This is a genomic window from Paenibacillus planticolens (genome assembly GCF_013141725.1).
Taxonomy (GTDB): domain Bacteria; phylum Bacillota; class Bacilli; order Paenibacillales; family NBRC-103111; genus Paenibacillus_E; species Paenibacillus_E planticolens.
Map to the genome: position 1 here is coordinate 66,308 of NZ_WHNZ01000007.1, position 26,220 is coordinate 92,527.

The 26,220-nt window shown below is 41.4% G+C and carries 31 protein-coding genes and 1 riboswitch; of the genes, 4 read left to right on the forward strand and 27 right to left on the reverse strand.

Features of this window, described 5'->3' with window-relative positions; genetic code table 11:
* Positions 1 to 69 precede the first annotated feature (69 nt).
* Positions 70 to 1,254 (reverse strand): phospholipase D-like domain-containing protein, encoded by a 1,185-nt coding sequence (locus GC097_RS00830; protein ID WP_312875589.1) that lies wholly within the window; start codon positions 1,252 to 1,254, stop codon positions 70 to 72.
* Positions 1,255 to 1,454: 200 nt separating this feature from the next.
* On the opposite strand from GC097_RS00830, the gene GC097_RS00835 reads away from it, so the two are divergent.
* The gene (locus GC097_RS00835) at positions 1,455 to 1,685 is read left to right on the forward strand and encodes a hypothetical protein (RefSeq protein WP_171681452.1); all 231 of its coding nucleotides are present in this window, start codon (positions 1,455 to 1,457) and stop codon (positions 1,683 to 1,685) included.
* 230 nt (positions 1,686 to 1,915) lie between these two features.
* Positions 1,916 to 2,071, forward strand: a complete 156-nt coding sequence (locus GC097_RS00840; RefSeq protein WP_171681453.1) for a hypothetical protein — start codon at positions 1,916 to 1,918, stop codon at positions 2,069 to 2,071.
* Positions 2,072 to 2,232: 161 nt separating this feature from the next.
* On the opposite strand, the gene GC097_RS00845 is transcribed toward GC097_RS00840, so the two are convergent.
* The 11 genes from GC097_RS00845 to GC097_RS00895 form a co-directional block, all read right to left on the reverse strand.
* Complete coding sequence (locus GC097_RS00845) at positions 2,233 to 3,405, reverse strand: KamA family radical SAM protein (protein WP_171681454.1); 1,173 nt, start codon at positions 3,403 to 3,405, stop codon at positions 2,233 to 2,235.
* A 233-nt stretch (positions 3,406 to 3,638) separates the two neighbouring features.
* Positions 3,639 to 3,776: riboswitch (cyclic di-AMP (ydaO/yuaA leader) on the reverse strand.
* An 89-nt stretch (positions 3,777 to 3,865) separates the two neighbouring features.
* A complete protein-coding gene (locus GC097_RS00850; protein ID WP_246293866.1) occupies positions 3,866 to 4,912 on the reverse strand; it encodes a TFIIB-type zinc ribbon-containing protein in 1,047 nt (348 codons plus the stop codon).
* An 85-nt stretch (positions 4,913 to 4,997) separates the two neighbouring features.
* A complete protein-coding gene (locus GC097_RS00855) occupies positions 4,998 to 6,110 on the reverse strand; it encodes an SPFH domain-containing protein (protein ID WP_171681456.1) in 1,113 nt (370 codons plus the stop codon).
* An 83-nt stretch (positions 6,111 to 6,193) separates the two neighbouring features.
* The gene (locus GC097_RS00860; RefSeq protein WP_171681457.1) at positions 6,194 to 7,693 is read right to left on the reverse strand and encodes a P-loop domain-containing protein; all 1,500 of its coding nucleotides are present in this window, start codon (positions 7,691 to 7,693) and stop codon (positions 6,194 to 6,196) included.
* A gap of 533 nt (positions 7,694 to 8,226) precedes the next feature.
* Positions 8,227 to 10,893: a hypothetical protein gene (locus tag GC097_RS00865; RefSeq protein WP_171681458.1), complete on the reverse strand. Its 2,667-nt coding sequence runs from the start codon at positions 10,891 to 10,893 to the stop codon at positions 8,227 to 8,229.
* 224 nt (positions 10,894 to 11,117) lie between these two features.
* A complete protein-coding gene (locus GC097_RS00870; protein WP_171681459.1) occupies positions 11,118 to 11,342 on the reverse strand; it encodes a hypothetical protein in 225 nt (74 codons plus the stop codon).
* The gene (locus GC097_RS00875; RefSeq protein WP_171681460.1) at positions 11,339 to 11,665 is read right to left on the reverse strand and encodes a YbjQ family protein; all 327 of its coding nucleotides are present in this window, start codon (positions 11,663 to 11,665) and stop codon (positions 11,339 to 11,341) included. Before GC097_RS00875 ends, GC097_RS00870 begins: the two co-directional genes overlap by 4 nt.
* Before the next feature lie 236 nt (positions 11,666 to 11,901).
* Positions 11,902 to 12,138: a DUF3953 domain-containing protein gene (locus GC097_RS34900; RefSeq protein WP_171681461.1), complete on the reverse strand. Its 237-nt coding sequence runs from the start codon at positions 12,136 to 12,138 to the stop codon at positions 11,902 to 11,904.
* A 137-nt stretch (positions 12,139 to 12,275) separates the two neighbouring features.
* Positions 12,276 to 12,731 carry a DinB family protein gene (locus GC097_RS00885; RefSeq protein ID WP_171681462.1) on the reverse strand — a complete coding sequence of 152 codons (456 nt, stop codon included), beginning with the start codon at positions 12,729 to 12,731 and terminating at the stop codon, positions 12,276 to 12,278.
* Positions 12,732 to 12,771: 40 nt separating this feature from the next.
* Complete coding sequence (locus tag GC097_RS00890; RefSeq protein ID WP_171681463.1) at positions 12,772 to 13,338, reverse strand: alpha/beta hydrolase family protein; 567 nt, start codon at positions 13,336 to 13,338, stop codon at positions 12,772 to 12,774.
* A 205-nt stretch (positions 13,339 to 13,543) separates the two neighbouring features.
* Positions 13,544 to 14,047, reverse strand: a complete 504-nt coding sequence (locus GC097_RS00895; protein ID WP_171681464.1) for a GNAT family N-acetyltransferase — start codon at positions 14,045 to 14,047, stop codon at positions 13,544 to 13,546.
* A 174-nt stretch (positions 14,048 to 14,221) separates the two neighbouring features.
* On the opposite strand from GC097_RS00895, the gene GC097_RS00900 reads away from it, so the two are divergent.
* The gene (locus GC097_RS00900; RefSeq protein ID WP_312875590.1) at positions 14,222 to 14,962 is read left to right on the forward strand and encodes a YheC/YheD family protein; all 741 of its coding nucleotides are present in this window, start codon (positions 14,222 to 14,224) and stop codon (positions 14,960 to 14,962) included.
* Positions 14,963 to 14,991: 29 nt separating this feature from the next.
* Positions 14,992 to 15,672: a M14 family metallopeptidase gene (locus GC097_RS00905; protein ID WP_171681465.1), complete on the forward strand. Its 681-nt coding sequence runs from the start codon at positions 14,992 to 14,994 to the stop codon at positions 15,670 to 15,672.
* A 73-nt stretch (positions 15,673 to 15,745) separates the two neighbouring features.
* Here GC097_RS00905 and GC097_RS00910 read toward each other — a convergent pair whose 3' ends face one another.
* The 15 genes from GC097_RS00910 to GC097_RS00980 form a co-directional block, all read right to left on the reverse strand.
* Positions 15,746 to 16,510, reverse strand: a complete 765-nt coding sequence (locus tag GC097_RS00910) for an ABC transporter permease (protein ID WP_171681466.1) — start codon at positions 16,508 to 16,510, stop codon at positions 15,746 to 15,748.
* Positions 16,511 to 17,269, reverse strand: a complete 759-nt coding sequence (locus GC097_RS00915) for an ABC transporter ATP-binding protein (protein WP_171681467.1) — start codon at positions 17,267 to 17,269, stop codon at positions 16,511 to 16,513.
* 15 nt (positions 17,270 to 17,284) lie between these two features.
* Complete coding sequence (locus GC097_RS00920) at positions 17,285 to 17,635, reverse strand: DUF1048 domain-containing protein (protein ID WP_171681468.1); 351 nt, start codon at positions 17,633 to 17,635, stop codon at positions 17,285 to 17,287.
* A 12-nt stretch (positions 17,636 to 17,647) separates the two neighbouring features.
* Complete coding sequence (locus GC097_RS00925) at positions 17,648 to 17,995, reverse strand: DUF1048 domain-containing protein (protein ID WP_171681469.1); 348 nt, start codon at positions 17,993 to 17,995, stop codon at positions 17,648 to 17,650.
* Positions 17,992 to 18,300, reverse strand: coding sequence for a PadR family transcriptional regulator (locus GC097_RS00930; protein ID WP_281364221.1), 309 nt, complete (start codon positions 18,298 to 18,300; stop codon positions 17,992 to 17,994). The genes GC097_RS00925 and GC097_RS00930 overlap by 4 nt, the downstream gene beginning before the upstream one ends.
* Before the next feature lie 242 nt (positions 18,301 to 18,542).
* Entirely contained in the window at positions 18,543 to 18,731 is a 189-nt protein-coding gene (locus GC097_RS00935; RefSeq protein WP_171681470.1) for a hypothetical protein, read from the reverse strand.
* Positions 18,732 to 18,867: 136 nt separating this feature from the next.
* Positions 18,868 to 19,221, reverse strand: coding sequence for a VOC family protein (locus GC097_RS00940; protein ID WP_171681471.1), 354 nt, complete (start codon positions 19,219 to 19,221; stop codon positions 18,868 to 18,870).
* A gap of 58 nt (positions 19,222 to 19,279) precedes the next feature.
* The gene (locus tag GC097_RS00945) at positions 19,280 to 19,675 is read right to left on the reverse strand and encodes a hypothetical protein (protein ID WP_171681472.1); all 396 of its coding nucleotides are present in this window, start codon (positions 19,673 to 19,675) and stop codon (positions 19,280 to 19,282) included.
* 171 nt (positions 19,676 to 19,846) lie between these two features.
* Positions 19,847 to 20,524: a hypothetical protein gene (locus GC097_RS00950; protein ID WP_171681473.1), complete on the reverse strand. Its 678-nt coding sequence runs from the start codon at positions 20,522 to 20,524 to the stop codon at positions 19,847 to 19,849.
* Between the two features lie 576 nt (positions 20,525 to 21,100).
* Complete coding sequence (ybiA, locus tag GC097_RS00955; protein ID WP_312875591.1) at positions 21,101 to 21,853, reverse strand: riboflavin biosynthesis intermediates N-glycosidase; 753 nt, start codon at positions 21,851 to 21,853, stop codon at positions 21,101 to 21,103.
* Positions 21,854 to 22,459: 606 nt separating this feature from the next.
* Positions 22,460 to 22,747: a hypothetical protein gene (locus GC097_RS00960; RefSeq protein ID WP_171681474.1), complete on the reverse strand. Its 288-nt coding sequence runs from the start codon at positions 22,745 to 22,747 to the stop codon at positions 22,460 to 22,462.
* Positions 22,748 to 23,319: 572 nt separating this feature from the next.
* Entirely contained in the window at positions 23,320 to 23,889 is a 570-nt protein-coding gene (locus tag GC097_RS00965) for an SF0329 family protein (RefSeq protein WP_171681475.1), read from the reverse strand.
* 42 nt (positions 23,890 to 23,931) lie between these two features.
* Positions 23,932 to 24,558: a hypothetical protein gene (locus GC097_RS00970; RefSeq protein ID WP_171681476.1), complete on the reverse strand. Its 627-nt coding sequence runs from the start codon at positions 24,556 to 24,558 to the stop codon at positions 23,932 to 23,934.
* Positions 24,559 to 24,894: 336 nt separating this feature from the next.
* On the reverse strand, positions 24,895 to 25,461 hold the full coding sequence (locus GC097_RS00975) for a hypothetical protein (protein WP_171681477.1): 567 nt from the start codon (positions 25,459 to 25,461) through the stop codon (positions 24,895 to 24,897).
* Positions 25,454 to 26,194, reverse strand: a complete 741-nt coding sequence (locus GC097_RS00980) for a DUF4352 domain-containing protein (RefSeq protein ID WP_171681478.1) — start codon at positions 26,192 to 26,194, stop codon at positions 25,454 to 25,456. Before GC097_RS00980 ends, GC097_RS00975 begins: the two co-directional genes overlap by 8 nt.
* Between the last annotated feature and the right edge of the window lie 26 nt (positions 26,195 to 26,220).

Here is a 26,220-nt window from a genome sequence, read left to right on the forward strand (position 1 = left end):
TCAATCCCAACATTTTTTAAGGCCACCCTTTGCGGATGGCCTTAACTCATATTGACAATAACAAAATCGCTAGAGATAAAAAGAAACTATCGAAATCGTCCTCTCCAATAAACGTTCCCATATATTCAATTTATCAAAATAAGTATCAGAAACACGCATTGATATCCGAAAATCATCCTCTAACTTTTTCTGAATCTCAGCAATAATCGGTCCATCATAAATCGAGCATACTGATTCCTTATTCAGATAAAAGGTGCGAGTATCAAAATTAGGGGTGCCCGTCATCACATGCTTTCCATCAATGCTCATAACCTTTCCATGAAAAAAACCGTTTTGATATACATAAATTTCCGCCCCATGTTTCAAGAGTTCTCTTAAGTACGGGTATGCAGCTTGTTTTATCAAAGGGAAATCACTAGTAAGCGGAACTAAAATTTTTATAGAAACACCTCGTTTTCTTGCCTCCAGCAATTCATCCTCCATTTTCTTTCCTGGAATAAAATAAGGTGAGGCAATCACGATCGAATGACTTGCCTTCATGATCCAGTCTTGATACCGCTCCGCCAATCCTTTTCCGTCCGTAAATAAATACTCATAACGCGTATTTCCGTTTTTAAGGAATCTAGTATGGACAGGAAAACTGTCACCCGTGTTATTTTTCCAATCCAGCAAAAATTGTCTTTCCATTTCTTGAGCGCCGTCACCACTGATACGAAAGTGATAATCCTCCCAATGGCCCAATCGCTTATCTTGATTTAAATGTTGCTTTCCCATATTAAAACCGCCAATGTATGCGGTCGTCCCGTCAATCACAATAATCCGGCGATGATTCCGATTTTGTAACGTATAGAAGAGATGAGGCAACGTAGGCTTTCCGCTAAACGTAAATTGCACCCCAGCCTTTCGTAATCTTTCTCGCATCGATTTCTTAAATAGAAAGCTTCCCATTCGATCTGTCGATAACTTAACTTCGACCCCTTGTTTTGCCTTATCCTCCAATAAACCAAGAAATTTATTACTAATTTCATCGTTTCGGATGATAAAAAAATGTATATAAATGTACTCTTTCGACTTTTGAATATCGGAAAAGAGCGAATCATAGAAATCTTGTCCCTCGTTATACATCTGAAAATCGGCATAGAGGAAAGGAGTTTGTTTTGCCGTTGCAGCTTCTTTTACGCCTATTTCTATGTCAAGATAAACCCATCCTATGAGTAAAAAAAGTAACAAAGCTGCAAATAAAACCTTTTTCACGCAAAATTCTCCTTTTTTGTGATTACTATTATCCGGGGAGGGCATTTTTATACAACTTTGACCAATTCATGTCGGCGAATAGCTGTTATAAGCAATCGAAGCACAAATCGTTCGAATCACGCCCAAATAGTTAAAGTCAAGCATCCATTTATTACAATTCCACATAGGTTGATGTATCAAAATTAGGAGGAGATTGTTCAATGAGTTACAACCAAAACTATTATCCTAATCCTTATCATCCGCAAATGCATCATCAACCTGTTATCACTTACCCCATGCCATATCCGCATTACCAATCACATCATTATCCAATGCCTTATCATGGTTGGCACGGTGGGCAATGGCAAGGTGGTCACGGTCAAAGTGGTCAATGGCCAAGCCACCAAGGTGGAGGGTGGCAAGGTCAACATCAGCAAATGAATTCACGGTAACTGGCAAGGTGGACATGGAAGAGTACACGATAACAGATTTTTTTGCAGAGTCGTACGAATTTGCCGTGCGGCTCTTTTTAAGTTCCTCAATAATTTGTCGGTGCTCCTTATACCTTTTTTAAAATGCAACTTTTCCCAAGACGATACGTCAATACAGATTATGGAATATTAGAAGCAGTTTTTTACATATGACCAATAAAAAATTCTAATGAAATAAAAGGAGAACATCCATGAAACCAACAGTTCTTTGTATGTTTGGAGTAGCTTTCTTAGGATTTGCATTTGCAGGAAAGAATCTTTGGCCCTCAGCGCCTGCCTTTGGCTGGTTTCTTGCAATTTTCTTTTTTTCATGTTCTTTTTTTGTTGCCCTTAAAAGTCGAAAATAATATGAGGACCTGTGACAACGTAAAGCAAGTTAAAGGATTAAAACATCTGTGCTTCCTTTGTGCCATCACCAAGCCCCAATCTAGATTTGATGAAGGAGCGTTTGTAAATAAAAAAAGAGCCCTTTGGTGAAGGCTCTAAAAACATCATGCTACTATCTACTCTAATAAGGATGGTTATTTAGTTGTGGCATATCTGGGAGCTCATTAACGGAAATTATTTCAGCATCTTTCTTTTTAGGTTTTTCCCATAACTGTTCACTCCCAGGCAAATCATCAAACCAAGCAGCATCTTTAGGACAATCTAAGATCATAAATTTTCCGTAGTTCTCATCTCTGGATTGGTGATATTTTAAGTATGCTTTACCATCTTCAATTGCTAAAATCTCAATTTTACCAGAGGTATGACTCATGGATAGCCTCACTCTTTTTCCAAGACCCGAAGTTTTGGATTTTGCCTGCTCGACAATGTGATAAACTTTTTCTAACGGTAATACAAAATCACGATTTCCAGCAACGGGGCGATTGATAAAGAAATAATAAGGGGTTACTCCTGCCCAGGACAATTTATCAAGTAGTTCGGCGAGTATAGCCGGGGTGTCATTAATCCCCCTAAGCACAGGAGTTTGATTCACAACGATGGCGCCGGCATGATGCAAAGCTTCAAAAGCCAACCTTGCCTCATTCGTTATTTCTCTTGGATGGTTAATATGTGCCATTATATAGATGCGCTTCTCAACTGTAGAGTAACTTCGGATCAGCTCAAGCAACTCCGTGTCTTCATAAATCCTCATCGGATTAAAGACTGGAATTTTAGAGCCTAGTCGGATAATCTTCACGTGATCGATCTCTCGTAACGCTGTAATAATTTTTCTTAATCTGGATGTAGATAGGATTAAACTGTCTCCACCAGTCAGAAGTACGTTATTGATTTCGGGGTGAGCGGCAATGTAAGCTATTCCGGGGTCAACGTTAGCCATAGCTTCGTTCACATCATTCCGGAATAATCGCTTGCGAAAGCAGTACCGACAGTAAGCACCACATACTTCCGACACGAGTAATAATGCCGTTGTACGATATTTATGTTGACAGCCTGGAACAACGTAGTTTGTATCCTCATCGGATGCATCCCACCGTCCATACTCCGATAATTCACCTTCGTTTGGGATAATTAATTTTCGAATCGGATCGTTGCTATCATCCCAATTAATCAATTTCAAGTAATAATCATTCACACGAAATACGAACTTTTCCGTTATTTCCTTAAGCTTTTCCCGTTCCTGCTCAGGAATATCAAGAATTTTATCAATATCGGTTATATATTTCGGCTGTGCCATATATGATCCTCCTTGAATCCTTATTTTTGAATAAAATGAATAAATTCAATATATCCTCCCGTTTAAAATCCTCCTTTCTTTAGAAGTTTATGGATGGGTTTAAATAATCAAACAAAAAAGACCCGTAGGGCAAGGAATCGTAAGGAACAAATACGATCCCATTGCTTTAACGGGTCTAAAATTAAAAACCCGTTAATACGGGTCTAAAATGCAACTATTTGCATCATAAAGAAGCTTGACCCATCCACTGCTGACGAGGTTAGCTGCCGGGCTCGGGAAAGATGGTTCCCTACATAATGATTCGCCCCAAAAAATTGGTTCCCCCGCTTTCCAAGCTTTTACAAAAGCCGGAAATTAAGCGTAGCTTTATATTACACAATGGAAAAATTTACGTCAAATGATTATTCACATTTTTTTACTTTACAAATTTAATGCGTAAAATCAACATGTCACGCGCAATCTACTGCTGTTGGCCGATCAAGTAGAAGATAAATACGATAATCAGGATACAGAACAGAGTAAACAGCGTGATCTTCCAAGGGCTTCTCGGCACGCGGCCAGTGACGCTCCCCGTCTCTCCGTTCACCATGTAGCGGTACGTTTTGTTTTTGTACATGTAGGTCGCATTCCACACAGGCAATAATATGTGCTTGTAGGTGCGGTCGAAGTATCTGGTGCGGATGTCCAGGTTGCGGATTTCATCTCCGCCGATCGTACGCCGGATCTCGCTTTCCAGTTGGGCGTCAACATGGGTTTTCGCCTGGTTCCAGCCCTCCCGGAGGGAGACGGTATATCGCTCCGCAATAAACCCGCTCAAATACTCAGGCTTATAAGAGGCAAGCTGGTCGAGTTTGAAGTCATTCAGCTTGTTCAGCAGTGTGCTGTCGTATTGTCCGGAGGCCGGGATGAGCACGTCGTCGTAAAATTGTCCGTATGTGCCCTTGGTCCAGTGCCATACAGTGTAACGGACGGTTTCCGTATACGTTTCAGTCCTGCCGTTGACGACGCGGGTGCGCGTCTCCTGCCGATAGTGGTAGATGCCAACCTCCGCCGTATACGACGAATCCGTATCGGTATCGAACGTCCAGAACGGCACGTAGATGCCGTTCAGATTGGAATTGACGGACCGTTTCTTGAATTCGTTCGGGATGAACCACCTTTTTTTGCGCCATGCGTTGAAAGCTTTGGTGGCTTGGTCCCGGGAGATATGGAATGGAATGACGGATTCCGGACGGATGCTCCCCGGATTGCCCTGCGGCAGCACCTTGGGCGATCCGCAGAACCCGCACACGGCTGCGGTTTGGCTCGCAGGCAGCAGCATTTCGCCACCGCAGTTGCCGCATTTGATCATCTGCTGTTCCGTACCCCAATCCTTCAAAGAAGAGTCGTCTTCGTCGGAGAAATCGAGTTCGTGTTCCTCCGGCTCCTCCTCAGTGCCATCTCCGATAGGCTTCTCGCTGCCGCAATAGCGGCATTTCAGCGTTTGGCTGGCCGTGTCGAACTGCATCTGGCCACCGCACCCCGGACACGGGAAGGTAACCGTCTGTTCTTGCGGTGGTATTGGCTCATTGGCTCCCATCTCGAATCATCCTTTACAATTTGGTGCCGCAGCTGGAGCAGAACTTCGCTCCCGGAGTCAGCGCGCCACCGCATTCATGGCAGAAACGGTGCTCGGGGCGGGCGGTTCCGCACTCAGGACAAAATTTGTCGTTCGCCTTTAGCGAATGGTTACATTTGCCGCATTGCTCGGTATTGCCGTCTTTATCGGGTACGTCATGGGTCTGGGCCTGGTTCGGATTGTGAGCCTGAGCCTCTCCGCCAGGATTGGCCGAAACGGGCTGCTGCCCGGATCCAGTCATCATCTGGTTGATCATTTGTCCCATTGCCATGCCGGCGCCGAGTCCCGCCCCAGCTCCGGCTAATCCGCCACCGGGGTTGTTAGCCGCTTCGCGGATCGATTCGGCAGTTTGATACTTCATGTATTGATCAAGGTTTCCGGCGATGTTCATCGACGATCTGCGGTCGATCATCTTCTCGACCTCTTCGGGCAGGGAAATATTCTCTATCACGAAGCCGGTCAGTGCAAGCCCAATCGCTGCAAAATTCGACTGCAGCTTGGCGCCAGCCTGCGAACTAAGCTCATCGTAATGCATGGCCAGATCGATGATCGGGATGCCCGATTCGGCCAGCAGGTCGCTCACGCCCGAGACGATCATCGTTTTGAAGTAGCCGGATATTTGTCCTGGATTGAAATCCTCGTGCGAACCAAAAATTTCCCTCATAAACACAGCAGGATCCTTCACCTTGAACGAATAATTCCCGAAGCCGCGCGCGCGCACCATTCCGAATTCCTTGTCGCGCATAATGACCGGGTTCGTCGTACCCCATTTCTGATCGGTGATGTTGGTCGTATTGACGAAATATACATCCGCTTTGAACGGAGAGTTGAAGGCGTATTTCCACGACTTGAGCGCCGTCAGCACCGGCATATTCTGCGTGCTCAGCTCGTATTTCCCCGGACCGAACACATCGGCGATTTGTCCTTCGTTTACGAAGATCGCGGCCTGCCCTTCCCGTACCGTCAGCTGCGCCCCCATCTTAATCGCGTGGTCGTATGCCGGGAAATGGTACACGATCGAATCCGTATCTTCAATCCATTCGATAACTTCGATAAACTGGCCTTTAATAAATGAAAACAGTCCCATCGTTCATCCTCCAATCGAATCTTCTTTTTTCATGGCGGTATCGCTTTTCAATACTTTTCATTATACGGATATTTATATCGTAATTAAAGGTGTTCAGAAGGCTCAAGCTGAATAAAACTCAAATGTTTCATTCGGTTTATGACAGATAACACTTCATTCATTCTTGGTAATTCAAGCCATCTTTCGAAACCAGGAAAAAAGGAAGAAAATACAATATCCACTCCTTCTCTCTCCATATCTTCGAGAGCTTTTTTGATCTTTTCATGAAGAAAGATGTGGCGATCCGTATTACTTATAGCGATTTTTCGAATTAAAAAAGCAATAGCTGCAAGCTGGGCGTGTGATGTGATATTGTAAAGCCCTCTGATATCAATTTGTTCATCGCCTATCATCAAGTATCCCATGGTTGAAACCATCAGCTTTTCTGTACCACTGCCCTGAGGATAGCTCGAAAAGTGATCGGTGGTTATTTTTCTTTCTATCTCCCATTTTGTAAAGGGGATACGTTCGCGTGGTTTGTCGTGTTCACATAATTTTTTTGCTTCTTCGGTTACGTTTTTTGGCACAAAATTGTCCATCAGGATGATTTGATCGGCAACGGATAAAAATTCACCGCTACCTCCAATAACAAGAACGGAAGATACGCCGACAGCCTCGTAAAGCTCCCTGACACGTTCCGTAAAAGGTGTAATGGGTTCATGCTTGATTAATGATCGCATTTTGATGTCTTGAATCATGAAATTCGTCGCACTTCTATCTTCATCAATAAGAAGAAGCTTACACCCGACGTTGATTGCTTCCATAATATTTGCGGCTTGCGATGTGGAACCTGAGGCGTAGTCAGTCGAAAACTGTTCAGCCGAACTATTCGGTATCCATTTTATGAAAGGCGTAATATTAATATTTCTTATGGAACGGCCTTCCTCTGCCGATATTTCCATTGCACTTTGATCTGTAATCACAAATTCTCGTCCGTCGCCTATGCTGTGATTGTAAATCCCCGAATTTAGTGCATCCAGCATAGTGCTTTTACCCGAATAACCACCGCCGGTGATAACCGTCACACCATGTTTGATTCCCATTCCTCGTAAACCACAAATTTCAATCTCAATATCTTCCGGTGATGTAAAAGGCAAGGCACCCTCCAGTGGCCCGCTGTTGTCTTTATTTCTTGGCAAAATGCTTCCATTCGCAATAAACGCACAATAATCACTGGATTTGAGCCATTCGCGAATTCTATTTTGTTTTTTTACCAATTCATAGGCAGCATTTAATTTAATGAGATCCCACTTGGCAATTAACTCCTCCACTTCTTTTGGAAGCATTTTGCAGAGCATGCGCATAGCTTTATCATTATTCTTGAATGGAAGTTGAACTGTAATCATTAAGCATAGATACCATTTATCCGAGATGACTTCGACAAAGGATGCATTACGTTGCAACACCACATTGGTTGGACGAAAACAATAAAAAGCACCATTTTCTTTATCAGAACGTGACCGGTTATAAATCAATTCATTTAATGCCTCAATATGATCAACCCATGCTCTTAATGCAAAATCTGAAAGAACAACTTGATCCACATTCTCATCTAAGCCGAGACGATCAAAAGGTATTTTTATGGTGATACATGGTTTATCAAGAGTGAGTTTATGTGTCCGTTCAATGTAATAGGCAACATCATTATTCCAATAAGTTGGGTCAGATATCGTCCCCCCTTGATCATAGTATGAACCTTCATAAATCAGACTGTAAGATGACTGTCCGGATTGTAATGAGCGAAAATATTGAGCGAGTCTTTTAATAAAGCATCATCCTTTCAATTTTGTCCAAAAAAATAACAGCCACTCTGTAAGTGGCTGTCATACACCGGCAAGAAAACTTAAATGTTCCTTTTGCCTAAATAAAAAAAGCCCAGAGAATGGATCCCACCCTCAGAGCCTAGTGTATTCGTAAATAAATAACTAAAAAGCAATATGAGGATAAGACGTATATTTTATTGTTTTCATTGTCCTCACCTCGTTACGATTTATTTTTACAACAATAGAATAATAACATTAAGATCATTCACAATATAGGGAAAGATTAATTATAATTAACTCAATCCCATTCCAGATCAAATGAATCTTTTCAGTTCCTGACTAAGTCTGTTTGGATCGTATAAGTCATTACCGATATACAGTGACATGCCATGTTGAATAAGATATTTGGCAATACCACCGCGGTTATCGGATATGTTTTGCTGTCCTTTTGGAATTTTGGTGAAAATTAGCTCCTTATCGCTCTCAGAAGCCTTTTCAACCACATAGGACATTTGTACGCCTTTAATATCTTCTCCATTGATGTTTTGCGGGCTGCTTCTCTTCTTCATTAGAGCCGCGTAGCCTTTTCGCTGCGATTCTTTACCTTTGTCATACAATTTGTCCTCCAGCGTATCGATGTCCCATGCCACCTCGCGAAGCTGCAGAATGCCTTTCTCGTCGATATAGGAGACGTCTACCTCCTGCGGCTTGCCTTCCTCTTGCGGCTTATCTTTGTCCCATTCTTCTGTGCCGATTTTCACTGGTTTCGAATCGGGCAGCATGCTCTTAGTCGCCAGATTGGCATGCCGAATTTCAGCCAAATTGCCCTGAAAATTAAGATATTTTCCTCCCTTGCATAAGTCTTCCGTAAACATTTTCAGAGTGTCGTGATCAATCAACTTCCCTTTCTGCGCTATTTCCAGCTCCACGGCAACGTCAGACATCAATTTCGTCACCGCTTTTCTGTTGCCGGTTTCGAACACGATATTGCTAATATTTTCCGCTAACGTATCGCACATTTCTCCATTGCTGACAATCGCTTCAACAGCCGAGATGATATCCTGATAATCCTTTCTGACGGCATCAATCTTCAGCTGCTTTTCAATTTTGTTCTGCCCAGCTCGCTCATTTCTTGCCTTATTTCGTCCCGTACCGTTCTTTTCCCGCTCGTCGGCCTGATTTGCTTTCTCTGCCATCCCATCCTCTTGGTGAAGCGCCTCCCATTCTTCGCGGAGCTTCTTCATCTCAAGTTTGTATTCGGACTCATTTTCCGTGCGCCAGCGTTCATCCAGTACGGCCACCTTGCTGTCCTCATACTCGTCTTTATATTTCTCTTGGAGTGCTGCCTTGACCTTACTGTCGATGTATTCGCTGCGGTCTTTCATGGCTTTCACTTGATCCTGAACCATCTTCTTGACCGTCTCCATCTGTGTGGTCAGTTCCCTCTTGCGTTTCTCCTCGTTCTCCAGACTTTCCTTCTCTGTTGACTTCTCCTCTCCCCACTTTTTTTCCGCCTCATCGAGCTTATCCTCTTGCTCTTTCAGTTGCAGAGCCTGAGCGCCGAAAGCATTCTTCCAGCCTTCTTCATTCGCGTCAGCAGTATCCGTTTCCCTCTTCTTTTTGGAAATCCATTGCCCCCTCTCCTTTTTCAAGGCTTTAATGCCACTATCAGCATCTTTCACTCCTTCAAGACTCAGAATATACTCTTTCTTGATTTCTCCCCTGATCGAGATGACCTTCTCCAGCAATTGAATGCGTTCTTGGATATCCCTGGGATCGTCCAGGAGCTCGTCCTTTATCTCATCGGTTGCCGATTCCAACTTCTTTTTTGCCTCTATCAACTCTGCCACAAGGTTCCGTGCCTGCTTCTTTTTACCTACGGACGCTTCGGCCATCTTTTCCGCGGGGTCTCGCTTGTTCAACACATTTACTACATCTGAAGACTTGTCCCCGCCATAGGTGACATCCCCCGTTTCCTTATTGATCCTGTAATCGACCTGCCCCAGTTTAGCCGTAGTGACTTGCACAGAATCTACGAAAGCGTGTAAAGGCTTCTTGCGGAAGGTATTCTTTTTCAGCGAAGTCTCGATCAGCCCACGGATAAACTGAGCATCCTTCTCCATTAGTTCATTTCCCTCCATAATAACCAGGTCGGCAATCCGCACCGAATCCTTAATCGCTACCTCGCCATTTTGCCCGTCCAATTGCTTAACTGCCTTGATCAGTTCCTTTTCAAACGTTTCCAACTTCTCTCCTTCAATAACTTTGTGCTGCCTCGTTTCCACCGTATCCTTGCCCCAGACGACCGTGTCTCCGCCCCATTCATAACCGAGATCTATTGGGTCGGAAGCGATAGCCTCAGCCTCCTTATCCCGGCCCGATTTCTTCAGCTTATCAGCGAGCGGATCCGGGCCCATTGTACCGAATTGCACCTGGTTTCCGTCTTTGATTTGCTCTAAAGCAAACAGAATCTCCCGAATAAAACCTTTGCTGGACCTCGTGTTATCCTCTTTCGTATCTGTTTTTTTCTTGCCTGCCTTCGCCTTCGCATTAAATGCCGTAATTGTTTTATAGAAACCGTCAGGATTGAGAACGCGACCGCTGTTCGCCATTTCCTTGACTTCGCTTAAGAATCCGGTTTCCTCGGCGATACCTAGAATCGTATTCACATTCTTTTCCGTCTCGTGATAATTCTTATCCCCCTTTTTAACTTTATACATATTTTCCATCATGTCCTCTACGTCTGATTCTTCATAACGTTGAATCATAAGCTCATTCGACCGCTGCACCACGTGCTGTGCAGACTGATTGCCGAACATACGCTGCACTGCTTGATTTCCGAACATACGATGCAGGCGATGGATGCTTCCAGGGACGGAGGTAGATAATGCTTGTGTCAATGAACGGGTACTGGATTCCGTAGGTTTCGATTCGTTCAATGGTTTCGATTGGTTATGAATCGGTTGTCGGGGTATCACCATGAGATGAGCGCAGCCTCCTTGGAGAATGTAACGATGTCCCTCGGTCTTTAATTGGGTAATTTTTCCTCTTAAAGGGCACCCCTATTATCACATGGAAGTTTTCCATAAGCAACGTAAAAAGCGATATCAACATTACCAGTATTTGTAGGGAAAATAAAAACACCCTCGTCTGAGAGTGCTTATATCCCTTCATTACTGCTGATCTAGAAAGAGCTGTTTTTGCTTTATTCACGAATATAGATTCGCTCACCTGTATCTGGGTTGTAATAAACTCGCTGCTTCTCATGTGTAACGGGGTCTACGCTAACTTCCTCCGTGCGGATAAACCCATTGGGAATAACCCCAGACTTTCTTTTTTTGTAGCGTTTGTCATAGACAAGCACAGATAAGACAATGATTATCAGAACAATAACTAACTGAACGCCATAATAACCTAGGATCCAATTCATTCTCCATCTTTTTCAACCACTACGGCGGTGCCGTATGCTACGATTTCACCCATTGATTTTCCAATTTCCCCTGAATCAAAGCGGACCATCACAATGGCATTCGCGCCCATTGCCTGAGCGTTTTGTACCAAGCGGTCCATGGATTCTTTCCGGAGATCTTCTAGCAACGAAGTGAACTGTTTGATTTCGCCTCCCACCAAACCTTTGAATGCTGCTTTGATGTCAGCGCCAAGCCCGCGACTCCTAACAATCAGTCCAAAGCACATTCCTTTGAGTTCTTTGACTTTATATCCCGGAATGTTTTCGGTCGTAACGACGATCATGTGTATACTCTCCTTTAAATTTTCTTTCCATTATTTTAACACTTTAGTTCTGAAGTTATTAATAAGTTTCATTGCTCTAATCGGTCAGTCAGCACAACGAGGCTACCGATCCATGTCGGCAGCCTCGTGTCTCACCTCTTCTATTGAAGATGTAACTCTGGTAATTTTTATTTTTATCCCTAAAGGGTCAACTTTCCACCCCTCAACTACCAAAGAATAACCGTAATCTTTATCCGTTAGTTGAAAAAGAAGCCATGTATAGAGACAAATAAAATAAACAATGAAACTACAATACTTAAATACCCCCAAAATCCTTTTCTGTTTCTTTGATATTCGACTAATCCTGTCACCAACATAAATATCGCCAGTAATAACATCAAATAAGGCATTAATTCAAATTCCTTAGTAATTAGTAGATAACTGGAAATACAGATAATGATTACTGCTATAATAGCTTTGCTTATTTTTAACATAACGCTCACTCCCGTCAAGGTCGCCGAATACTTTTCCTCAGCAGCCTTCTATGTTAAATTTCATTTAACTTCCCCCGTTTTTGCCTTCAATACTTTTTGTGTTCTTTTTAACACATATTCGAAGTTATTAGGCCCAATTAGAGCCTCGCAAACGTGATGTAATCGACTTGGGCAGGCTCCGCCGATTCGATCCGAAGTGCCCGGTTGATCTGTCCACGGTGATATTGCCCATGTAAGAGGACTTGCAACAAGATGTCCCGGACGGACGTTTGAAACGGAACCCCGCTCTGGTTTGCATAGTCGATCATCTCGTCCAACTTGGATTCCTCGAGCCCTTCGATATAGACGCGATATTGCTCGGCGTTATCTTCGAACATCGGCCTGATCGCTGTCAGGTCCTCCGCTTCCTCCCACAACGAATATTTCGCGCTTCCTTTGCTCTGCAATCGGGACAGCCAGACTCGTTCCGCGACCGCGACGTGCCGAACCAGCTTCAGAAGGTCCTTGTTCTTCGTCTCACTCTTCTCGAGCGCGTCCAAGATACGTCCGTCCGCCCAGTACAGGTGGTCCATCATACACTTAATCGTCTTCATTTTGGTTTCCCCCTCTTCGTCTTAAAAATCCATGGAATGCTTACATATGATTGAATTTATCAATACTATCAAAAATTGATTTATCCAAGGAAGTAAAATGATCGCCCTCCATAAGAATAATGTCAACGTTCTTACCATTTTCTTTTGCTGTTTGAACGAAGGAGTAATTTTCTTTTAGGTGATCGTTATCCTTGTTACCGATATAAACAAATAATTTTTTTTGAATACTTTGCGTAAACTTATTCGGCGATCTCAGTGTCACTTCATTCGCATCTTTAACGTTAAACGGTGCAACCTCATCCCAGCCGCTTTTTAAAAATGTTTCTTGATCTGGTGCTGCACCATAACTCGAAATTGCTTTATATGGTGATGGCATCATAGATGTGAGCATAGAAATTGTTCCACCTGAACTATGTCCAGCTAGAAAAACTCGATCTGGATCCACTTCCTTTAATGTTAAAAGAAATTCTCCAGCCGAAATAACATCGTTAACTTCACCAAAAAAAAATTCAAAGTTTCCCGAATTTCCGTTCTCCCCTCTTAACATTGGGGCTAAAACTATATATCCTGCATCTTGAAATTTTTTTGCATCGATCCAATCATCCATCCCGAAAGCAAATCCTCCATGTACAATAGCAGGATGTTGCTCACTATCTCCAGGCAAATTAGATAACCAAGCTTTAAGGGTTAAATTACCTGACTTATACTTAATTTCCGATACACCTTTAGGAAGTGGATCGTTGATATATTCCTGAGGTGCTGGCCCCTTTGTAGAATCTACGATGTCCGATTACACTATCCGGAGCGATTTTTCAAAGTCTTAGAACCATATAATCCTCATCAAAATATTTACCGTTGTACTTTAAGGCTCTCTGTTCCACACCATATACCTTGAACCCTAAAGAATCGTACAGTTTTCTTGCAATGACATTTTCGGATATAACTGCTAGGTTAATTTGCTCAATCCCCTCGCAATCTCTTGCTTTACTAATCAGTTCAAGCATCAGTGATTTTCCCAAACCTTGCCCACTCTTTTCCGGTGCTACAAACATCCCAAAAACATTGCTTTTATGAGCAGTTTTTAAACCGCTCTCCCGTACAAAAGCTACGATTCCAACAAGCGAGCCACGATCATCAAAAGCCCCAAGTACAAACTTGTCTCTTGTTGGTTTTATTCGCTCAACAACAGTTTCAAGTGAAAATTCTACTTCTCGCTCATATGTAGAGCCAAAAGCCTCGGGGTTGATTTTCAAGGCACTTAATCGTAGTTCTTGGTACAAACTAGCATCGTGCTCATCCAAAACTCGAATATTCATAAAATTTTCCTCCTGTGTCTCTTTGGTTTCAATTCTAACATAAACGATAATCAACTTAACTACCGAATTAGTCTCCGTTAGAATTCCTACATTTAGGTAGAAGCCGTTCCAGGTAAACACTAAATGTATACCATAGTACAGGTGATTCAATCCATTTGGTTGGAGGTTGTTCGTGTGAAAAAGGTAAAATACAAAATGGGGAAATTAGGAAAGTACATTTTCATGAAGAAATATAAGATGATAAGCTCTTTTTTACCGGACACTCGAAAAGCAACTTTGTCTAACATAAAAACAATGCTGAGAATGTATGGCTCAGTCTACTTAAAACCTGATGAGGGAACAGGCGGACATGGGATATATAAAATTACTGAGGAAAAAAACAACTTTGTTTTTCACACCGGATCGAATGTACGTAATTATAACTCCTTAAATGTCTTAGTTAATTCGATTCAAAAGAAACTAATTAGGGATAAATATATTGTCCAAGAAAGAATTATTTTGTTGAAATATAAAAATCGTCCGTTTGATATCAGGGTTATGTTACAAAAGAATGAAAAAGGAACATTGGATGTTACTGGGATTATTGGAAGACAAGCAAAACGAAATAAAATAGTAACAAATTATCATTCGGGTGGAACTCCACTGCCTATAGATACCTTGCTCAAGCCACATCTGAATGACGAATCGCGGAAACAGTACATTCAAACCATTGAGAGTTTAGGGAAAGATGCAAGCGCTGTTCTTAGTAAAAGTTATAGAAGTAAACGAGCATTCGGAGTTGATATAGCAATTGATCATAAAATGAAACCCTGGGTCCTGGAGATTAACACACAGCCCGATATGAGCATCTTTAACACTTTGAAAAACAAAACGATGTACCAAAGGATTCTCAGATACGCAAAAATTAAAAGATGAGCAGTAAGTACCCGGGAGATGGTTCGTTTATGAATATTAAAAAACACCTGTTGGCAAAAGCCACCAGGTTCGAAACCCCTTTTTATGTCGTTAGCGGAAGCTCAAAAGGACAAACGATGATGATAACTGCCGGAGTTCACGGGAAAGAAATTGCCAGTATACGTGCAGCTAATAAACTTGTACGTCTACTGAAGGAAAACAGGCTCCAGATCAAACGCGGAACTCTGGTGATTGTACCGATAGTCAATCGTCAGGCTTATAAGAGGCGAATCAGGGGGATTCCCGATCTGAACCGGACATTTCCGCGAAAATGGAAAGATTCTGCCCGTCATCCGCTGTCTGCTTCATTATTTCAATTAGCTAAGCAATTTCAGCCATCGTGGTATGTTGATCTGCATGAAGCCAACGGCTTGTCCCAATTAAACCCAAAAGCGTTGGGACAGACATTGATTGCAAATCCTAATAGCACAGCAATTCCTACAATCAAGCGAGTAGCATCACATTTGAATCAATCTATTGTTCAAAAATCAAGAAAGTTTAAAGTGCGCTTGCGAAAATTACCTGGCTCAGGCCGCCATGCTGCATATCGATTGTTGAAAGCAAAAGCAGTTACCGCCGAAACGTGCTGGAGCCTGCCAATGGTGACCCGAGTAAAATTTCAGATGAAAATACTGGAATTCATATTAGCTGAAGCGAACATGATCAAATAAAAGAGAACAGGCCACCGTTGCAGTCTGCTCCCTGGTTTTTGTTGACCACTATCAATGCCTACAAACATTAAGCTCAATTCCGTTTGTAGGCGCGCACCGCAAATAGATAGGCGACGATCATTATCCCTAAGCACCACGCTAAAGCGACCCAGATATCATTGCCTACCGGTTGATTTGCCAATAGTGCACGGATGGTTTCTACGATAGAGGTCACCGGCTGATTTTCGGCAAAAGCCCGAACCACTTTCGGCATCGAGTCGGTCGGCACGAAGGCAGAACTGATAAACGGCAGGAAGATTAACGGATAGGAAAAGGCGCTTGCACCTTCCATCGTTTTTGCGGATAGTCCGGCAATGGCCGCGATCCAAGTCAAAGCCAGCGTAAACAGCACGAGTATACCGGCTACGGCAAGCCAAGACAGTACCCCTGCCGACGAGCGAAAGCCCATAATGAGCGCTACGAGAATGATGACGACAACAGAAATGACGTTGGATACCATCGAGGTCAGCACATGCCCCCATAGGACAGTGGAACGCGCAATCGGCATGGAGTGGAACCGCTCAATGATGCCCCTTTGCTTATCCATAAACAGGCGGTAACCGACGTAAGCCACCCCGCTAGCGATAGCCATAAGCAGTATGCCAGGCAACAGGTAGTTCACATAGTTATCCGTACCGGTTTCGATTGCGTCGCCAAACACATATACGAACAGCAGCATCATGGCAATCGGAGTTAGGCAGACCGTGAAAATGGTGTCCATACTGCGGAAAATGTGGCGCATGGAACGTCCAAGCATAACGCTCATGTCGCTGAAAAAATGTTTTTTTGCCGTCTCCATTTACATGGCCTCCTTTTTACCGATGATTGCGAGGAATACTTCCTCTAAAGTCGGCTGTTTTTCAACATACTCTACCTTCCCTTTCGGGAACAGCTTTTTCAGCTCCGTGAGCGTACCGCCGGCGATAATCCTGCCCTCGTGCAGAATGGCAATTCGGTCGGCAAGCTGCTCGGCTTCCTCTAAATACTGCGTGGTCAGGAATACCGTCGTGCCGCCGTCGGCAAGCTCCTTTACAATCTTCCAAACTTCGATACGCGCCTCAGGATCAAGCCCGGTGGTTGGCTCGTCGAGGAAAATGATCTGCGGTTTTCCCACAAGGCCCAGAGCAATGTCGAGCCTGCGGCGCATACCACCCGAATAAGTTGATGGCTTACGGTCAGCCGCGTCAGATAAGCCGAAACGTTTCAACAAATCGTCCGCAACTTGACGCGGATGATCCAGATGCCGCAGCTTGGCAATCATGATCAGATTTTCCCGCCCGGTCAAAATCTCATCCACCGCCGCAAATTGCCCGGTCAGACTGATCGCATGCCGTACATTCTCGGGTTTTGACGCGACGTCAAATCCGTTAACGAAGGCTGTGCCTCCGTCCTGTTTGAGCAGTGTGGTGAGAATTCTGACAATCGTCGTCTTGCCCGCTCCGTTGGAGCCAAGCAGGGCGTAAATTTCCCCCCGCTTCACTTCAAAATCGACGCCTTTTAGGACTTCTGTATCCTTGAAAGACTTTCGCAGACCTTTCACTTCAATTGCTTTTTCCATCGCGACGTCCCCCTTTTACTTTTTCTTATCCGAAACCTTTTTCATGGCTTTACTAACTTCTTGGCTAACAGATTCTTGATAGATATCAGCGTAAGTTTTTGAATCTTTGATTAGATCGTCGCAGAAAGCCGCTACGTCACTGCCCGTCACTTCGAGCACGCCTTTCCCCGAGGCCGCTCCCTCTTCAAAAAGATCGATAATCCCCGAGATCAAACCCGTCCCCTCGGTCAGCTCAAGAGGGCCGACCTTAAAGAGATATTTTTGCATCTCTTTATAAACAATCTGATAATCTTGCGGGAGCGCTTTGACACGCGCCACGAGCGCTCGCCACTCTTTTTTGCCTTCGATGATATCTCGTATTTTCATGTTATCCTCCTCCTATTTACCTAATTTTTTAGCGATATTATGGTTGAGTTGCTCGCGCCACTTGTCGCGAAGAGACTTCGCCCCTTCTTCGCCAGCCAGCGCTGAACAGAAGCCTTTGATATCGTCACCCAAAACCTCTTGGACACTCTGACCGTCCGCCGCTGATTCTTCCAGCAGGCCAAGCACACCGTCAAGAATTGGCATAAGATTGCGACCGGTGAAATCGGAGTGCGGCCAAAGATTGACATTAATTTTTTCCCATGCCGCTTGATAATCAGCCGGCAGCTTTTTAACTCGCGAATCAAAAGTCTTGAATTCTTTCGTCATGTCGCTGCCGGTGATTTTTTCCCAAAAATTCATTGTTCATTCTTCTTTAGCTCGTTAATTTTTGATGAAACGAACTCCCATTTTTCCCAGATCCTTCGCAGCTCTTCGCGCCCCGCATCGTTGATCGCAAAAAACTTTCGCGGCGGTCCCATGTCAGAGGGCTTCTTGGTGATCTCCACCAACTTGTTTTTTTCAAGTCGGATCAGGATGGTATACACCGTTCCCTCCACAACATCTGTGAAGCCGAGGGCGTTCAGCCGCCGCGTGATTTCGTATCCGTAGGTTTCTTTGCGGCTTATAATTTCAAGGACACAGCCCTCAAGCACGCCTTTGAGCATTTCTGTTAAGTTTTCCAGCACAATCACCCTTTGCTATTCTGTACGACTTGTATGCAGTATTACTGACTACTGATATAAAGTAACACGTAGTAGTTGCATTGTCAATAGCATATGCCCTGACATGGATATTAATATCAAAAGATGAGTCATTTACACTGAAAGCAATACACTCTTAGCAAAAATCAACCACTAGCCCTCGCTGGTGGTTTTTCACATTAAAAAAGCCGCTTCGTATGAGCGGCCTAACATTCCGGGCTTATTAAAGCTATTTTCACGCTTGTGGCGCCTTCTTTTTCCATAACGATCTCTTTTGCTTTTTCTACGATCTCCGACTCCACATCACTATCGATGTCGACTTGAATCGACCCTTTGTACATTTTTGTTGACCCCTGACCAGGTTTGGTAAAGTGATAATCAACCATGTAGATCATCCCTCATGCGCCTCCTAAAATTTGGTGTTTTTACATTATCGCATTCTAGACAATGAGAAGCAAACATGATATCCTTCTGATCGCAGCGGATACAGCCCCAATCGTCATAATGTCGTGGACGATGGCCGTTTAAGTATCAATCTTCATGAGCAAGAATGTTGATAAGCTTACCGAACGGGTCACGGACATAGAATCGTCGAACGCCCCAAGGCTCATCAACAGGTCCATATTCTATCGGAAATCCAGCTCTCTTCATGCCGTCTAATGTTGCATCGACATCATCGACTTCAATCGATAGATCAGGCGTAGGCGTTTCTGAGCCACCCTGTGAGGCGAAACTAATTTGAATGCTCATCTCCTCGTTTAAACCATAAGTTCTGATCCAACCATGATCCATCATCAAATCAAGTCCAAGCACATCCTGGTAAAAGCATTTAGCTGCCTCGATATCCTTCGTATTTATATTAGCGACGATTCGTTTGACCTTCATTTCAAACCTCCTAGATATAAGCAGACTTGTCCTTCAATATAAAAGAGAATCTATATTACTATCCTTCAACTAATTGATAGAATCGAATGTCCCCTCCATCTGTTTCAGCTATTAGTATGTCATTTCGCTCTTTAACACGAAAGATCTTTGTTCCGACTGCCAGTTTATTTGCAGTTCCGTTTTTAAATGCTTTACCATTATTACTTTGGTGAGTAATTTCAGTTACTTGTATGTCTTTGGATAATTTCAACTCGTCAACCCAAGGAATTCCTGCATTATATACGGTGTCCTTACACATAAAAATATTAGCATTCGGATCCATTTTTAAAACTTCTTGTACAGTTGGATTTCCAATTGTTTTAGTCTTTTCTGAAGTAATTAATATTTCATCTTTCGTGCACCCTGTTGTTGTAATGAAACACATTAACAAAAGAATAAACACAAGTATCCTCACGCACTTCCCTCCTTCAATAAAATGATGGGATAATTTTCTATACATAAGGACGCTAATATTATTCCGAATGTTGCGTTGCCCGTTACTTCAATAAAAAAGAGCAGTTGCCGGCCGCTGCATTCTGTTATTGAACTAACGTGTCCCGTTATGTTCCATTTTCAGGCTTATGCCTTAGTCCATTAAATTGGATGAAGTCCAAACGATTTTTCTATTGTTTAACATTCCATCATCCCACTTATCTTTAATCCAATTCAATTTTTCACCAAAACACATATGGAAGTACTCGGTAGACTTTTTTTTATGCTGACTGAACTTAAGTACCAAGAAGCATTCTTTTTGGGTGAGAATCACCCGTAGATACCCAAGATTATTTGAAAGTTTCATTAACAATATTTTTTCGGGGTTAGAAAATAAAGGCTTAATAACTGAATTACCGTTTTCATCAAAGCCAATCCACCGTTTAGGTGTAGATTGATCGTTAATATGGAAATATATATTCTCATCAGAAAGTATTGAACTAACACAATTCTGGATTTTTAAATTATTAAATTCTTCATAAAAACGAAAAAATTCGTCAAAACTTGTTTCTTCATCATAATTGTTCTTTTCGAAAATCATGTTGTACCAACCTGATGTGGACTCATGATAACCTAATTTAACCCGTACATATTCATGAAAAAAATGAAAAGGTAACGGAAATAAGTTCGAATACTCTTCAACAATCTTATAAACAAACTCTGCATGCGAAAAGCCATGAATAAATCCATGTAGTATTGTAAAGTTCTTCTTCCCTAAATACAAAGCAGGCTTTTCCTTTATAAAGTTCATTTCTGAAATGAAATTTGACATAACACCCTCCAAATCTTTGTTTGTTGGAGACGTTCAACCAGTCTTTGATGTTAATCTTAATTTCCACATTCTAAGTATATTTTTCCTGCTTCTGATCAACTTACTTCCTCTCCTCGGGTGCTTTGTCATTATTCATTTTTGCAAGTATCTTTTGCAAGGTTGAATTAATATTCAACAAAGCCATGAAAACAAATCCTAACATAATAAAAGTAATTATTTCTCGGGTGAAAATAGATATGCCAGCTAAAATAATTGCATAAAGTACGTATAACCCATTATTATAGAACTTCAATTCAAACACGCCCCTCCTAAAATGCAATCCATTTTTCATAATTTTACCATGTTATTATCTTGTTCAAGTAAGAATTTTACAATGCAATTGCGTTGTTCTGTCGAATCGCTTAATGACAAAAAGAGCAGCTGCCTCGGCGATCTGCTCCTTGGTAATTGCTAACGTTCACTGTTAGTTCAAAGATAACGTATGTATTTTAAAAGGAAAATCATATTCGTAGCATAAATCAGTTTATTTTCCATATCAGGTTTGGGTGAGTTATCAAGATTAATCCTTATTGAAATTCACTTTTCTTCTTTGAATTTATTTTTAATAGCTTCACGTACTTTCCTAGCTTCAATCCACTCTTCTGGAGGAGTAAAGTATTCATCATATTCTTTTAGTGCTTCTGAGGTTTGTTTCTTCCTCCACTCCGATAAATACATTAAATAGTCTTCTCCTGCTCCCATTCTCCAACCAATACTAAAAGGAAGGATTTCAGGAAAAGCAATCCATTGGGGTAGAAAAAACTCTGGAACATAGCCCTCTAAACTATTTCTGACTTCCATCAATAATTTCCCTAGCATATTTTGACCTTTAAAGTTAGCTCCATCTCCCCAATAAGAATCATTGATTGTATGTTCAATAATTGTGCAATTGCCCGTAGACAATAGAATCGATTTAATATTTTCGTGTTGATCAACTTTAGCAATTATAGCATCACGCATTATCTGTACCTTACATTCTTCCCAATCGTTTCGAAGAGGCTTTTTTCTGTCGCGTCCTAGCTTAGCCGCTTCCATAGGTGTGCTAGCCAAACGAATTTCTTCTTCATATTCAGTACCTACATATTTTTGAGCTTGAAAATAATGTTCATTTGTTGCCCACTCTTTGTTATTTATTACAATCGAATACTTCGCAAAATTCGAGAAACATCCATATGGCTTATTACTTTCATAAAACCTAATAAATCGTTCCTCTGGCTTCAGTTCTTTCATTCTTTTTTTATTTTCCTCAATCATTTTATTTATGATCTCCGGAATATCAATAGCACTCACCCCCAAAGAAATAATCCATATATATCCAACTAAAGATTAACATGATTGATACTGTTGGTCTACCAATAAAACCGATTCATAAAAATGTTGGTTTTCACCATTAATAAATACCATATTGCCACCACGCTCTACTGCCCGTTACTTCAACAGTCAAAGGCAGCCGATCGTTGTGCCGGCTGCCTTCATGTAGTCAATCAGAAATGATCCTCATAATTTAGTAATTCTCTTAGACCCTCAGTAAATTTCACCAAATACTTACTCAAGCCAATCAAGGATCTAAGAAGCTAAACTAGGGAAACTAACTCGAACACTACTTTGATTTTTTACGGTATCCTAGCGATTAGTTGCGAAACCGACCAATGTCAATAACGCGGAACGGCAGTGAGGATGATACGAAGTGTACAGATTCAGCCAATTTCGAAAAAGATGGTATCTGGCAATTTTAATGTGGATTTGTTCAAGTATAATTCACCTTTTAGGAGATACTTTTAGAGCATACATGCTGTGCGTACACTATTGAGGTTTTGCATTTAATAACAAAAATTCAATGGGCCTTTCCATCGTATGACAACAAAGACTACACTAAACATCGAGTACAGTAAACTTTCAAGCTTTTTTTCTAATTTTCATCATAAAGAATGCGAATAAAATGGATAATGAACCTATAATTTTTTGATCTACAGTAGATTGTATAAAAATAAATAGCAAACACGTAGCACTACAAGCTATCAAAACACCTTTATTGAAAAATTTAAATAATACAACCGCTGCAAGAATAGATAAGAGAAAAAAAAGTTTAGGAAACCACACAGCTCCTATAATTACTGCGACTAAGAAAAACTCAATCCATTTTTCTTTCGTAGCAATCACTCCTCTCTTAGCTAATTGCTCCATATAGTCTGTAGTCCTTTTGCAATTGTTTCATAGGCTCTAAATGCCCATTCACCTAATAAACCATAAGTCTAAGGGAACTGAATGATTAACCTAAGGTTTTAATTTCAAGTGGAGTACTAGGTCTTGCATTACAGTATAAACAGTCAATTTTACCACAATTGGGGGTTACCCATTCATCACAATACGCACAGAAGGTAGCATCATATCTATCATAGTAAAAGAGTCCATTATTCTAGAAAACACAAAAATTATTAGGCTCTGGAGCTCCACCAATATTAAAGTAATCATCAATAACAACAAGCCTTTCCTTCCTCAGTATCTTAACTTTCAACATACACCTCCTACAAAATTATTACCCTTATGTTACCACATCCTTTGTTACTAACCTGTCGTTAGCTTAACGCCTGCAGCCAGTCTACAACTTTATTTTCACGGTCTAATATTTTATTTTTCACATACAGGGTCCCCTAGAAAGACTACATTGGACAGTTATCGATGCATCGCCCAACATGGGAACATACTTTGAATCATTTTGAAGCGCATCCGATATCAGGTAAATGAGTTACTTATTTTCATAGTGTACTACGCCGTAGTTCATAAAAATACTGTACACTTGGATGTTTCAACATCATCATCTCGGTCATGTTTACAATTCTCTTTTTCCCGACTCGTCTGTCCACCAAAGCTAGAATGTTCAATAAGATCTCGTGGCTCTCTATGCTTTCATCTATAGAAATGGATAAGAACTTATTAGCTACTTCCATAAAATTTGATTTACTTAATGATGACTGTGCCGACAACATTTCCTTTGCGTATTCTGATATTTTTCTACTTCTTGCTATTACGATTAGACGATCCTCCGGAACTGTCCCCTTAGTATCTTTTCTGACTGCTTCAATTTCTTCATTGCTGATAGGAATTTGGATATTTGAATCATTCTTAATTTCCTGCTCCGTCTGATACCATCGGATTGAATTTGTTATATCACTCATATTGAGTACGTTCTTTTTATCGACCGCAATATAACAAATTCCAGCCTTATCAGGTAAATAACGGTAGCTGGTTGCGCGGTATACCACCCTTCCATTTAACGCGGGACACAGAAAACTCTCCAGATTTTGTTTCAATTTGCTCCAGGACATGTACTCCTCCTATAATCTATGTTGCATAAATGATTGAATGAATCAACTCAATTTCTTAATCAGTTTCTCCACTCGTTTTCGTTTTGTATCCTTTTCAATATCGTCGAGTCGTGAGTTAAGCGTCTTTATGAAAGAGGCTTTGTTTGTATCGTTAACGATGGATATGGCATTCTCCGCATACATGGGAAGTTGATTAGTCGGACATTTCTTAAGCTGTTCGATAAGCAATTCGAATGCATGATCCGCATAGGGTTTGACCGCACATAGTTTAATCAGAATATTGACTCCGTGATCTTTGGTGATTACCGATCCTTTGCCCGTAACGTCAACAATTTTTGCAAGTGCTGCATTTATGACTTCCGGATTTTCAAGAGTTATCGCATCTAATGCTGTCATAGCCCCCCAAACAAGTCGATTGTTCCCATGATCAAGTAATGTTACGAACTCTTTGCTGTATGCTGCAACTAAAGACGGTTTGAGACTTCCAATTTCATAGAGAACTTTAATACAATCGCTTTGAATGTTCTTGTCTTTGTTATGCAACAAGTGATCAACAAGTTCCTTCACAGCTTCTCTATCCTCTCTGTCAGCAATTTCTTTCGCCAGTTCCTGATTAGGAACTTCGTCTTTGCGGTTGAGTGACGTTGCTAATTTGTCGATTATGGTCATCGGTTTATCTCCTTCATAGTTGAGGCAACTCGCTTTATTAAATAACCTTATATGATTTAAGGTAATTGTGCTACATCAAATTACTCTCCACGATTTTTTTTCATAACCATCGAAGAAGCGGATGGTCTTTAGTTGTTTGGAACATATTGGGCTTCTACCCTCGTATGCCAATAATTTTTCAAGCACGCTCTAATGCCCGTTAGGTGAGATAAAGACTGCCATCATGCTGGCAGCCTTCCATTGTTGTGTATTAAACAAACGTTCTCAATTAGCTCAATGACGTATTGGTTATGATAAATAATACTCTAAAAAAAGCATTCACATTTAATTTTTTCTTTAAGATTCTATATTAAGGTATAAATAAATTTCTCCATTTTTTTTCTTAACTACATTGACTGAACCTAAATCTAAATCTCGAAGATCATGACCCCAGATACCGTATTTTCCGTTTGTTTCATTCCTGTTTTTAAGTTTGCCTCTCTCCATCACTGGAATTGTTTTAATGCTGGACGTATCCTCTTCTTCCTGATAAATATTATGATATATTTTACTGATCCGATTGATTAAGTCTGATCTTAATAATCTGGAATTATTTATTTCAAACACTGTGGGCTTTTTTAATGGGTAGTCTATGACTATATAGATGCTTTTATAATTTAAAACTACTTCGTTCTTTTTCCTCAATCGTGCAAGTTCATCTTCTGGTGATTCTATACTGATCCAAGGGATTAGTCCATTAGGGAAAGTATCTAAATCCTCTTGATTGGCTTTAACTTCGAATGTAATCTCCTTTAAAAATACTCCTTTATTTTCATCAAGCTCATTAGCCTTGTTGATGTAAGAGCCTCTTATTAATGATTTGAATTTTTTAATGTAATCTAACATTGTCTTACTTTCATTCATTTGTCTTTAACCATGCACCATCAACCAAGATTGAACCAAATACTAAGGTAGGTGTGCTTTCGTTTTTATCAACCTGCATAACGACCCATCCAGCATGTTGATTTCCAAGAATCAATTTTGTGGATATGGATGGACTTGGGGGAGTAACGAGTATTGGTCTATAGGTCTTTCCATTTGAAGAGACAAGCCGAAAATCATCATTGCTAATTTGAAGTGATTGGTTTTTATCAGAAGTACTCGTAAGCTTGATGGAGACTTTTGCAAGAAGAAGCTCTCTCTCTTCAGGATCAACGTTAGAGGGGTCCGATGTTTCAACCCAAACACCATGCTGCAAGTCTACTACTTCTTTCAACATACTAAGTGCTGTGTTTCCTCTCACAACATCATCCAAGCGGATGCTACCTTGGTACTGTTCAAATGGAGTAGACTTCTCAAAAATAACTTCTGTATGAATGGGCGCAGGGTTCTGAAAGGATTTACCCAAGGTCGAGGAGTCCTTCTTACCAATTAGCAACTCGCTTTGTTCACCATCCATCCAAGCATTTTCTTGCCCTAACCATTTAGCAACATCATCAATAGGAATATAGCTGCTTCCATCTACAAGCCTAACGTCCGTTATTACCTCTTTTCCATTGATAAAAAGTTTTATCCCCGGAGACGCAATGGCACCAACGGTAAAGCATGTTATTGATGCTAGGACAAATAAGCAAATTAATGTAATATATCTTCTCATATTCAAGCCTCCGATAGTGAGTTCAT

What these genes read in the sequence shown, in the direction of transcription:
- GC097_RS00835 (WP_171681452.1), top strand. Translation starts at nt 1,455, where the DNA reads ATGAGTTACAACCAAAACTATTATCCTAATCCTTATCATCCGCAAATG.
- GC097_RS00840 (WP_171681453.1), top strand. Translation starts at nt 1,916, where the DNA reads ATGAAACCAACAGTTCTTTGTATGTTTGGAGTAGCTTTCTTAGGATTT.
- GC097_RS00845 (WP_171681454.1), bottom strand. Translation starts at nt 3,405, where the DNA reads ATGGCACAGCCGAAATATATAACCGATATTGATAAAATTCTTGATATT.
- GC097_RS00850 (WP_246293866.1), bottom strand. Translation starts at nt 4,912, where the DNA reads ATGCAGTTCGACACGGCCAGCCAAACGCTGAAATGCCGCTATTGCGGC.
- GC097_RS00855 (WP_171681456.1), bottom strand. Translation starts at nt 6,110, where the DNA reads ATGGGACTGTTTTCATTTATTAAAGGCCAGTTTATCGAAGTTATCGAA.
- GC097_RS00865 (WP_171681458.1), bottom strand. Translation starts at nt 10,893, where the DNA reads ATGGTGATACCCCGACAACCGATTCATAACCAATCGAAACCATTGAAC.
- GC097_RS00870 (WP_171681459.1), bottom strand. Translation starts at nt 11,342, where the DNA reads ATGAATTGGATCCTAGGTTATTATGGCGTTCAGTTAGTTATTGTTCTG.
- GC097_RS00875 (WP_171681460.1), bottom strand. Translation starts at nt 11,665, where the DNA reads ATGATCGTCGTTACGACCGAAAACATTCCGGGATATAAAGTCAAAGAA.
- GC097_RS34900 (WP_171681461.1), bottom strand. Translation starts at nt 12,138, where the DNA reads ATGTTAAAAATAAGCAAAGCTATTATAGCAGTAATCATTATCTGTATT.
- GC097_RS00885 (WP_171681462.1), bottom strand. Translation starts at nt 12,731, where the DNA reads ATGAAGACGATTAAGTGTATGATGGACCACCTGTACTGGGCGGACGGA.
- GC097_RS00890 (WP_171681463.1), bottom strand. Translation starts at nt 13,338, where the DNA reads ATGGATGATTGGATCGATGCAAAAAAATTTCAAGATGCAGGATATATA.
- GC097_RS00895 (WP_171681464.1), bottom strand. Translation starts at nt 14,047, where the DNA reads ATGAATATTCGAGTTTTGGATGAGCACGATGCTAGTTTGTACCAAGAA.
- GC097_RS00905 (WP_171681465.1), top strand. Translation starts at nt 14,992, where the DNA reads ATGAATATTAAAAAACACCTGTTGGCAAAAGCCACCAGGTTCGAAACC.
- GC097_RS00910 (WP_171681466.1), bottom strand. Translation starts at nt 16,510, where the DNA reads ATGGAGACGGCAAAAAAACATTTTTTCAGCGACATGAGCGTTATGCTT.
- GC097_RS00915 (WP_171681467.1), bottom strand. Translation starts at nt 17,269, where the DNA reads ATGGAAAAAGCAATTGAAGTGAAAGGTCTGCGAAAGTCTTTCAAGGAT.
- GC097_RS00920 (WP_171681468.1), bottom strand. Translation starts at nt 17,635, where the DNA reads ATGAAAATACGAGATATCATCGAAGGCAAAAAAGAGTGGCGAGCGCTC.
- GC097_RS00925 (WP_171681469.1), bottom strand. Translation starts at nt 17,995, where the DNA reads ATGAATTTTTGGGAAAAAATCACCGGCAGCGACATGACGAAAGAATTC.
- GC097_RS00930 (WP_281364221.1), bottom strand. Translation starts at nt 18,300, where the DNA reads ATGCTCAAAGGCGTGCTTGAGGGCTGTGTCCTTGAAATTATAAGCCGC.
- GC097_RS00935 (WP_171681470.1), bottom strand. Translation starts at nt 18,731, where the DNA reads ATGATCTACATGGTTGATTATCACTTTACCAAACCTGGTCAGGGGTCA.
- GC097_RS00940 (WP_171681471.1), bottom strand. Translation starts at nt 19,221, where the DNA reads ATGAAGGTCAAACGAATCGTCGCTAATATAAATACGAAGGATATCGAG.
- GC097_RS00950 (WP_171681473.1), bottom strand. Translation starts at nt 20,524, where the DNA reads ATGTCAAATTTCATTTCAGAAATGAACTTTATAAAGGAAAAGCCTGCT.
- GC097_RS00960 (WP_171681474.1), bottom strand. Translation starts at nt 22,747, where the DNA reads ATGGAGCAATTAGCTAAGAGAGGAGTGATTGCTACGAAAGAAAAATGG.
- GC097_RS00965 (WP_171681475.1), bottom strand. Translation starts at nt 23,889, where the DNA reads ATGTCCTGGAGCAAATTGAAACAAAATCTGGAGAGTTTTCTGTGTCCC.
- GC097_RS00970 (WP_171681476.1), bottom strand. Translation starts at nt 24,558, where the DNA reads ATGACCATAATCGACAAATTAGCAACGTCACTCAACCGCAAAGACGAA.
- GC097_RS00975 (WP_171681477.1), bottom strand. Translation starts at nt 25,461, where the DNA reads ATGAATGAAAGTAAGACAATGTTAGATTACATTAAAAAATTCAAATCA.
- GC097_RS00980 (WP_171681478.1), bottom strand. Translation starts at nt 26,194, where the DNA reads ATGAGAAGATATATTACATTAATTTGCTTATTTGTCCTAGCATCAATA.